This window comes from Marinospirillum alkaliphilum DSM 21637 (genome assembly GCF_900119735.1).
In the GTDB taxonomy this organism is placed as follows: domain Bacteria; phylum Pseudomonadota; class Gammaproteobacteria; order Pseudomonadales; family Halomonadaceae; genus Marinospirillum; species Marinospirillum alkaliphilum.
On the sequence record NZ_FPJW01000008.1, the window covers coordinates 182,301 to 192,432 of the forward strand.

Here is a 10,132-nt window from a genome sequence, read left to right on the forward strand (position 1 = left end):
TTTGCGCCGTGAACAGCGTGAGGCACAGGAACGCCAGCGCCGGGATGAGCGCCCGGATGTCCGTTTTGAACTGCCTGCCCCGGAAACCCTTCCCGATGCTGAAGACCTGAGCGAAACCTTCTGTTTCCCCCTGGATGTCATTCAACTGGAGGGTGATCAACCGGATGGGTTTGACTGGCTTTACCGGCAGTTGCAGGCGCTGGAAGGACGGTGCCTGGGGCAACAGGGTTTGTCCCTGCTGCTGCGGGATCTCAACAGCAGCCTGTTGTCTCGCGGATACGTCACCTCCCGCCTGGCCTTTCCCGAACAGGACCTCAGCAGCGGCACCCTGATACTGCACTTCTTCCCCGGTTACCTTGACCAGATCCTGCTGCCTGAAGGGTATCGTGGCAGCTGGCGCACGGCCTTTCCCCTGCGTCACGGCGATGTACTGAACCTGCGGGCCCTGGAACAGGGGCTGGAGCAGATCAAGCGTCTGGCCTCCCAGGATGTGCAGATGCAGATTCAACCCTCTGATCAACCCGGTTACAGCCATGTTGAAGTGAGTGTCACCACCTCGCGGCCCTGGAGCCTGTCACTGACGGTGGATGACAGCGGCAGTGATTCCAGCGGCAAATACCAGCTGTCTGCCCAGGCCGGCTGGGACAACCCGCTGGGTCTGCAGGATCAGATTTCGGTGGGCCTGAACCAATCGGCAAAACATGACAGTGATCAGGGATCACGCAGCCACAATGTCTACTACGGCCTGCCCTGGGGCTACTGGCTGATTGAAACCAGCTACAACCGCTTCACCTATCATCAGAAGGTTGAAGGTGCGGTGCATGAGTTCATGAGCAGTGGTGAAGGCCATGACATTCAACTTGATGCCACCCGAACCTTCCTGCGCAACAGTCGTGTCAAGAGCGACTGGTTTGTCGGACTGGGTGTCCGACGCCGCCACAGCTACATTGATGATGCCGAGATTGAAGTTCAGCAGCGTCGTCTGACTCAGTTGCAGCTGGGACTGCGCCATCGTCATTATCTGGCCGCCGGCAGCCTGAACCTGTCACTGACCGGCAAGCAGGGCCTGCGCATGCTGAATGCCGAACCGGGCCTGAAAGGCCCCGATGCCCCCGGTCCCACCTACCGAATCCTGCAGGCTTCAGCCGGTCTTCAACAGTCTTTTGCAGTGGCTGAAACCCCCTTCTGGTTTGCTTCAAACAATCGCGTGCAATGGAGCAACACCCCGCTCTACAGCCTGGACTGGTTCAGTGTGGGTGGGCGTCACTCGGTGCGTGGTTATGGTGGCATCAACAGCCTGGGTGGCCAGCGGGGCTGGTTGAGTCGCAATGAAGTGGGGCATGCCCTGCTCGGGCAGTACAACCTGTTCCTTGCACTGGATGTTGGTGGCGTCAGTGGTACAGGAACTGAACATTATGAGCAGCGCTGGCTGGCTGGCAGCGCACTGGGTATCAGGGGACAGCAATGGCGCATCCAGTACGATGCATTCATTGCTCAGGGGTTAAGCGCACCGGAGTCCTTCAAGGATGAGGGTGTTACAGGAGGCTTTGCACTGACATGGCACATCTGAGCGGAACATCAAAGGATCGTCGGCTGGGTTTCACTGCCACACAACGCAAACACATCGCCCTGGCGGTGCTGATCAGCTACCTGCTGTATCCCGGTGCGCTGCTGGCACAGGGCATTGAGGCTGCGTCAGGCAGCCCCCATGCCCCGCAGATCACCGAGAGCCAGAACAATATTCCGGTGGTGAACATCAATCGCCCCAACAGTTCCGGTGTGTCCCGCAACCAGTACAACCAGTTCAACGTCGGTCAGCAAGGCCTGATCCTGAACAACTCCAACAACATCACCCAGACCCAACTGGCCGGTTACATTGACGGCAATGCCAGTCTGAAAGGCCGTCAGGCCCGCATCATCCTGAATGAAGTCACCAGTGCCAACCCCAGTCACCTGCGGGGTTACACGGAAGTGGCCGGTGCTTCAGCAGAGTTCATCCTCGCCAATCCCAACGGCATCACCTGCAATGGTTGTGGTTTCATCAACATCCCCCGCAGCACCCTGACCACCGGGCATACCCACTTCAACAGTGATGGCAGCCTTGCCGGTTTCCGGGTTGAAGGTGGCCAGATTGCCATTGAAGGGGCAGGCCTGAATGCAGCCAACGTCAGCCAACTGGATCTGTTGTCCCGCACCATCCGCATCAATGGTGAACTCTGGGCTGATCACCTGAACCTGGTGACCGGTCGCAACAGCATCGATCATGCCAGTCTGCAGGCCACCCCGCTGGAAGCTGAGGTTGACCCGGATGTTGATGCTGCAACCACAACCCCTGAAATTGCCCTGGATGTGGCCGCCATCGGCGGCATGTATGCCAATGTCATTCGCATGGTGGGTACCGAAAAGGGCTTTGGTGTCAACAGCCAGGGCCAGATGATTGCCGAACAGGATTTCACCCTGTCTGCCGAGGGCCGCATCACCCTGTCCGGTGTGACCCACGCCATCGGCGGTGAACTGGCCATCAGCACCCCTGAATGGATGGAAAACACCGGTTTTGTCGGTGGGCAGCAGGTCAGTGTGGATGCACGGCAGATCCACAACACCGATGAAGCGGTCATGGTTGCCGAACACCGGTTGGCATTGACCGCCACTGAAGCCGTTGACAATGCCGGTGGCATGCAGGCTGCGGACATTGAAGTGAACAGCGGCAGCTTCAACAACAGCGAAGAAGGCATTCTGTTTGCGGAAAACAGCCTCACCATCCGGGCAGAGCAGGACCTGGACAACCAGGGTGCACTGGTGGCCGAGCAACTGGAGCTGCAGGCAGCCCGGCTCAGCAATACTGCCGGTGGTGTACTGCTGGCCTTTGGTGATGCCGACATCCGTGTGGACGAAACCCTGCTGAACGCATCCTCCACCATCGAAGTGGCCGGTCATCTGCACCTGGAAGCAGACACCATCAACAATGTGCGTGAAGTGTTTGAAGTGGATGCGGAGGTTACCGTCAATCAGTATCGGAACATCAACATCAGTGTTTCCGGTAAATACGACTCTGGCACCCGCACCTACACCGAAACCATCACTGAATACGAAGTGGTGGCTGACAGTGAGCCGGGTTACATCCTGGCAGGTCTGAACCTGACCCTGTTGGGCAGCATCAACAACATCTATTCGGTGATCAGCGCCGGTCAGGATCTCAGCCACAGCGGTGGTGAGCTCAACAATCTGGATTACACCGCAGTCAATAGCAATGTTCATGCCGGGCGGGATCGGTTGAGCTACCCGCATCGCTCTTGTCGCTCAAGGGTTGCTGGCTACTGTACCCGATACAGGACAATAACCCGAACCGAAAACCGTGATTACAACAGAACCACCACTGAATCCGTCACGCTGGCTGAAGCGATCTTCTCCGCCGGTCAGAACCTGACCGGCCAGATCAGTCAGCTCAACAATGGCATGTCAGTGGATCAACTGGCCCAGAGCCATCGTGACAGTGAACGGGATGCCACCCTGCCGAGCTGGCGTCTGGGTGATGCCGGTTACCGCCTGCCCACCGGCGGCCTGACCCGGCCTTCCAGCAATCCCGATCATCCCTACCTGATTGCCACCGATCCGCGTCTGACCAGCTACAAGTCCTTCATCTCCTCGGACTACATGCTGTCACGCATGGATCATGACCCCTCTGCCACCGTCAAGCGGCTGGGGGATGGTTTTGTGGAGCAGCGACTGGTGCGGGATCAGTTGCTGAACCAGACCGGTTTTCAGCACCTCAGTGGTTTCACTGACCTGGAACAGCAGTACCTGTGGCTGATGGAAAATGCCCTGAACCAGGCGGCTGCCCTCAGCCTGTCTCCCGGCATCGCGCTGACGGCTGAACAGATCAGCCTGCTGCAGGAGCCGATTGTCTGGATGGTGCAGGAAACCTTTGAAACCCCCAACGGTGTACAGACAGCACTGGTTCCCAAGGTCTACCTGGGCACCGGCCAGGACCTGTTGATCCGCTCTGACGGTGCCCTGCTGGCAGCAGGCAACAACCTGACCCTGGAGGTGGCCGATGCCGCCACCAACAACGGCAACATCCAGGCTGGAAGCGATCTGAACCTGTCCGCCGAAAACCTGATCAACACCGGTGACATCACCGCAGGCAATGACCTGACCCTGACTACCGAAGGCGACCTGGTCAACCAGGGTGGGGTGATTGCCGCCGGTGCCGACCTGGCCCTGACGGTGGGTGGTGATCTGGTGAATGAAACCGAGTCTGAGCGCATTGACACTTACAATCAGGTCAGCACTTCCAGGACTGGAATAGCAGGTGTTTTGGGAGCACGCTCAACAGTAAGCACAGAAAAACAGCTTACTGGCACCCAGACTCTGGTGGGTCGTGAAGCTTCCATCAGTGGTGGCAACGTCAACATCCAGGTGGGCGGTGATGTCCGCATGACCGGTGCCCGCCTCAGCGCCGAAGAACAACTGCTGCTGCAGGCGGGTGGCAGCATCTCACTGAATGCCCTGCAAACCAGGGAGCAATCTCGCGGTCGTAACCACCGTATAAATGAAGTCGATCACCTCACCAACCAGATACAGGCCGGCGGTGACCTGCAATTGATCGCGGACGGCGCCCTTTACAGTGAAGCCACCCATTTTGAAGCCGGTCGAGACCTGCTGCTTCAGGCGCAGGACCTGACCCTGGCGGCGGTCAAGGCGGTATCAACCAATAATTCCACCATTGGTTCCACCACCCGCAAGCTGACCAGTGAAACCGTGACCGGCAATCTGCTGATGGCCGGTGGCAACCTGGTGCTGAACGCGGCGGATAACATCCTGTCCACCAGCTCGGACATGCAGGCTCAAAACGGCATCCTGGCCCTGTTTGCCGGGGGTGATGTGATTCTGGATGCCGAAACGGAACGTGATTACAGCTATTCAAAATCATCCCGTACCTCCAGCGGCACGTTCAGCTCCACAAGACGCACCACCACCAGTACCCGCGAATCAGTGGACACGGTTGGCAACACCCTGGCCGCACAGGACATTCAGATTCAGGCTGGTGGTCTGGCCCACCTGCACGCCAGCCAGTTGAATGCCGAAAACAACATCAGCATCAGTGCCACTGACATTGCCATCACTGCAGGCATTGACCAGACCTACCGGCAGGATACCTCCGTACGGACCAGTACCTTCCGTCGCTCCACCAGTGACAGGGGTTCGCTGAACCAGAGCGCAGCCGGCAGTGAACTGAATGCCGCCAACATTCAACTGGAAGCCACCGGTGTCATCCAGCTCACTGCCTCGGAACTGAATGCCAGCAAGGACCTGATCATCGGCAACCTGGCGGTGGAACAACGGGAAGATGGCAGCTTCAAGGCCATCAATGGTGACGGGACGCCGGACCAACTGATCGTTGACACCCTGGAATTGCGCAACGAAGACTGGAGCCATCGCACCAGTGGTTATCGGGGTGCTGCAGCCACCCTGGCCAAGGGGGTGGCCGTGATCAGCGGTGCGGTGCTGGAAACCTTGGCCCCCAACGCCAGCAAACCGGAAATCACCCTCTCGCGCTCCAGCAGCAATACAGAAACCCGCATCAGCCAGCAGACCAGTGAGCTGAATGCCGGCAACAACCTGGTGATGGCCGCTTCAGAGCAGATCCAGGTGATCGGCGGGCAGTTGAATGCCCTGGGCACCGCCATCCTTTCAGCCAGCAACATCACCCTGGATGCGGCTGAAGAAACCAGCATCACGGAGTCCACCCGCAGTCGGGAAAGTGTCAGTGGCATTGGCACCTCGGTCAGCAAGGATGAGATTACCCTGGGTGGCATGCAACTGACAGAACACACAAAAACAGAACGTGTGACTGAAACCACCCTTCAGGGCACCAGCATCAACGCCGGTAATCTGGTGATGCTGGCTGATCAGGACATCAGCATTCTGGCCAGCAAGGTGACAGTGGAGCATGAAGCCATCCTGCAGGCCGAAGGTGACATCACCATCGGTGGGCGTCAGGAAGAAAAAATCACGGAAACCATCGAACAGACCGACACCACCACCATCACTGCCGGTGTTCGCAACGCTTATGTGGATGCCGCTCTGGCGGTTCAGGGGGTGTATGAAGCCACCAAAGCCCTGGATGATGCCAATGATGCCTACCGGGATGCCAAACGCCGGGTGGAGCGGGGTGAGCTGGCCGAATCGGCGCTCAAGGACTATGAAATCAACCGTGCGGCCGCCGCTGCACAACTGGCGCAGGCTCAGATTGCTGCCGGTGGTGCCGTGGCCGGTGCCGCCACTGCTGCATCCAGTTCCATGGGCACCGGTTTTTACGCCAGTGTTGGCGCTGAACACACCAGTACCACCACCCAGACCAGTGTCACACAAAACCAATGGCAGGGTTCCAGCATCAGTGCTGGCAGTCTGTCTCTGAACAGCACCAATGCCACCATCCAGGGCAGTGACATCAGTGCCGGCCTGCTCAATCTGGGTAGCCAGAATGTACTGATCACTGCCGGGTTGAGTGAAACCCAGACACGCACCAGCAGCAGCACCGATACAAAAACAGCCAGCTTTGGCACCAATGGCAATGCCAGCCTGGGGGCCAGCAACCAGCAGTCTGAAAGTCAGAGCAGCAGCACGGCCCATGTCAACAGCCGCATCAGTGTTGGCCACCTCACCAGCAACAGCGACAACCTGTCGCTGATCGGTGCCGATGTACAGGCCCAGACCGCCAACCTGAATGTTGGCAACCTCACTGTTGAAAGCCTGCAGGACACCTACAGCAGCAGCAACTCCAGCCGTGGCAACAGTGTTGGTGCAGGTTTTGGCAGCAACGGCCTGTCCTCAATCAATGCCGGTTACAACCAGGGCAGTGGGCAGGCTGAAGGTGCACTGGTCAACAACCAGACCCAGTTGCTGATCGCAGATGGTGAAAACAGCCAGATCACTGCACAACACACCAGCCTTACCGGTGGCCTGATCGCCAACGCCAGCCGGGATGAGCAAGGCAATTACACAGACCACGGCCAGCTCAACCTCACCACCGGCACCCTGAGTGTGGCGCATCTGGAAGACAGCAGCAGCAGCCGACAAAGCGGCTTTGGCATCCAGACCAGCCTGGGTGTACAGCAGAATGAAAGCGGAAATCGCGAACTCAGTGGCGGCAGCAGCACCCTGAGCATGAACAACCAGGGGCAGGTCACCGAAGGGCTGACCCAGGCCACCCTGGGCCTGGGCAATATCCAGGTGGGCGGCCAGACACTCAGCAACAATCCGGATGACAACAACACCTTCGAAGGGCTGAACCGCGACCTGAGCCAGAGCCAGATTACCACTCTGGACCAGCAAACCGGTGGTCTGAATGCCGGCATCACCATCGACCACCGCCTGCTGAGCCTGGATGGAATCAATGAAATCCTCGACCAGCAAAGCAACTTCCTCGACAACAGCAAAACCGTCATTGGTGGAGCCACCGCCGACCTGGCCCGTGTCACCGCTGTAGTAGGCAGTGCGCTGGACCTGAGCCTGGACCAGGCCAGCAATGCCTGGGACACCGTTGGCCGGGGTCAGGCCCTGGCCTATACCGAAGATGGCAAGCTTGCCGGTAATGTGGAAGACATGCGGGACGGCACCATTCAGGATGGCCAGATGCTGCAAGACGGCCTGCAGGGTGTTGCCAACTTCATCAACCCGGATGATGGACAGCAGGTTCGCATCACCGAAGGTGCCACCACCAGCGAAGGACGAGCGGTTTATGGCGCCGCCCACGAAGACAGCAACACGATGTTCGTGGACATTGAAGGCAACCGCCTGAACAGCCTGGTCAACACCGTGGCCCACGAAGGCATGCACCTGAACGGTGCCGGAGAAACCAATGCCACCGTGACGGGTTACATGACCGACCTGGCCTACCGAGTGAACGCCTGGGCCAACAGCGACCAGATCAGTGAACACCGCATCGACCCACAGCAAACACCCGTTGGCATTCAAGACCTGGCTGCCCACCAGGCATTGCTGGCAGGCAACAATGAACTTTACCGAGCTCTGGATGACCGGGGAGAGCTGGATCATCGGCAAGCCCCATTGGAAGCTATCAGCTACATCCGAGAAGAAGGACGAGTTGATCGCTACATGGCATTGATTAATGCTGATCGTCCGGAAAATGAACAGCTCACCCGTGAACAAGCGCTACAGGAAATGGACCGTGGGCTTGCCGCATTTGAAGATAATGACTGGGCAAGCGCTCATGGTCGAAATGAGGTGTTTGAAGGCTTCCTGGCTCAAGAGCTAGCCAGTGATCCAGCCGGTACTTTTACAGATAATCATGGGCAAACCCATGCATTGTTTGCTCCAACGGAAGAAAGCCGAGCCGACAGCCAGGCAGGATTACTGACGCTGTTCAGCGAATACGGCAGTAATCAGGAAGTGAATGAATATCTGGGCAACATACACCTTCCAGTTGAAGGTGCGGCGGGTCTTTATCAGCAAGGATACAGCCAGGGATATGAGCAAGCAGGCCTGGATTTTTCACTGACAGGTGATGCAGGAACCCTTTTACAGGGCGTGATTGGTTTACCTGCTTATCTCTACCAGAGCGCAACGTCCAACGAAGTTGGACCGCTGGATGATGCCCGAATGGCATCCTACAATAACAGTCTGCTGCTGCTTCAGGGTCGCCCTGATGATGCTGGTTTTATTGCAGGTTACACTGATTCGGAAACAGCGCGCCTGACCTGGGTGGGAACTGCCGCCGGTGGTGGCACAGGTGCTATTCTGAACAGAGCACTGGGGGCTTTAGCCGCACCGCATGGATCTTCTGGTAGGAGTGCTACAAATGCTGGAACTTTTCCTGATAGCATATTTAGTAGCAAGGCTCCAAAACTAACAGCTCCAGGAACAAGGATATTGGAGGGACAGCATATTAATGATCGAGGAAGAGTGGAGCCATGGAGAGCGCACTATGATGATTATGGTCGGCAGATAGGTCGATCAGATTACAATGCTGGAAATATGGCGCAGGATATTCCCAGTACGCATTATCACACGAGAGAATATAGCGCTGAATTCCCAATGGGGCGCAGCACTGGTGATCATATTCCAGGGGAATATAAACCATGATGGTATATAACAGTATTGAAAACTATTTGGAACTTAAGCCTCGTTGTTACAGGTTTCTGAAAGTAATAAATATTAACAGACAGGTGAGTCAAACTAAAAAATACGAATATTGTGTAGAGCTAATTTTAAGCAAAGGTTCTGATGATAGCGATGAGGATTTGCGAATACGATGTGTCAACGCATCTGGCATTAAAGTTGGTGATATCGATGGCATGCTAGGATTTTTAGTTGATATTGAAGATGTTAGAGGGCGACAGCTTGAAGGTTGCAACTACCGCATATATGAGCAAGAGGAAGCAGCATTTTCTTTACACTGTGAGGAGTTCTTTGCAGATCTGATTAAGTAATATTACAAACAAGGTAGACTTAGGGAACCTCTGCGTAACTCATTTATCAGCACTTTTTCAGCCAGTAAGGCTGTTTTCAGCTGATTGTTGAACCACAGCGAGCCTTTTTAAGCGTTTTTGCGAGCCTTTCGGCTCTGTTTGATGCCTGATTCCGGCCTTTTGCCGGATCTCAGGCGCACCGCCCCTACGCCGAGCGATGTTTCTCCGTGATCAGCAGGTTGGCAAAACCCAGCAGCAGAACAATCCGGTCGGTGTTTTTCTTCAGTCCACGGTAGCGGGTTTTGCTGTAACCAAAGACCTGTTTCACATACCGGAAGGGGTGCTCAACCAGGGAGCGAATGCTGGACTTCTTTTGCTCCAGTGGTAATCCTCCCAAAAATTAGCGGTGATCAGAAGTAGAATTTTCCGTAAGCTATATGCGAGGAGATTCTGCATGAAAAAATCACGTTTTTCTGACAGCCAGATTATGGCCATTCTGAAGCAGGCCGAAAATGGCATTCCTGTTCCAGAGCTATGCCGTGAGCACGGTATCAGCAGCGCTACTTTCTACAAGTGGCGCAGCAAGTTCGGCGGCATGGATGCCTCCATGATGGCACGCCTGAAAGAGCTGGAAGATGAAAACCGGCGACTTAAAAAGATGTATGCCGAGGAACGCCTCAAATCCGAGATCATGAAGG

The 10,132-nt window shown here is 56.3% G+C and carries 5 protein-coding genes; 4 read left to right on the plus strand and 1 reads right to left on the minus strand.

Annotated elements, in window-relative coordinates; all coding sequences use genetic code 11:
* The first annotated feature begins 1 nt into the window (after position 1).
* From BT114_RS11720 to BT114_RS11730, 3 genes are read left to right on the plus strand one after another with little or no spacing between them, the layout of a single operon-like run.
* Positions 2 to 1,570, plus strand: coding sequence for a ShlB/FhaC/HecB family hemolysin secretion/activation protein (locus BT114_RS11720; protein WP_072326680.1), 1,569 nt, complete (start codon positions 2 to 4; stop codon positions 1,568 to 1,570).
* Positions 1,558 to 9,108 carry a two-partner secretion domain-containing protein gene (locus BT114_RS11725; RefSeq protein WP_072326681.1) on the plus strand — a complete coding sequence of 2,517 codons (7,551 nt, stop codon included), beginning with the start codon at positions 1,558 to 1,560 and terminating at the stop codon, positions 9,106 to 9,108. Before BT114_RS11720 ends, BT114_RS11725 begins: the two co-directional genes overlap by 13 nt.
* Positions 9,105 to 9,455 carry a hypothetical protein gene (locus BT114_RS11730; protein WP_072326683.1) on the plus strand — a complete coding sequence of 117 codons (351 nt, stop codon included), beginning with the start codon at positions 9,105 to 9,107 and terminating at the stop codon, positions 9,453 to 9,455. The genes BT114_RS11725 and BT114_RS11730 overlap by 4 nt, the downstream gene beginning before the upstream one ends.
* A gap of 184 nt (positions 9,456 to 9,639) precedes the next feature.
* On the opposite strand, the gene BT114_RS15290 is transcribed toward BT114_RS11730, so the two are convergent.
* A complete protein-coding gene (locus BT114_RS15290) occupies positions 9,640 to 9,831 on the minus strand; it encodes a transposase (RefSeq protein WP_084662210.1) in 192 nt (63 codons plus the stop codon).
* 57 nt (positions 9,832 to 9,888) lie between these two features.
* On the opposite strand from BT114_RS15290, the gene BT114_RS11740 reads away from it, so the two are divergent.
* Positions 9,889 to 10,132 (plus strand): transposase (locus BT114_RS11740; RefSeq protein WP_143142828.1); only part of this gene is annotated, 244 nt, incomplete at its 3' end.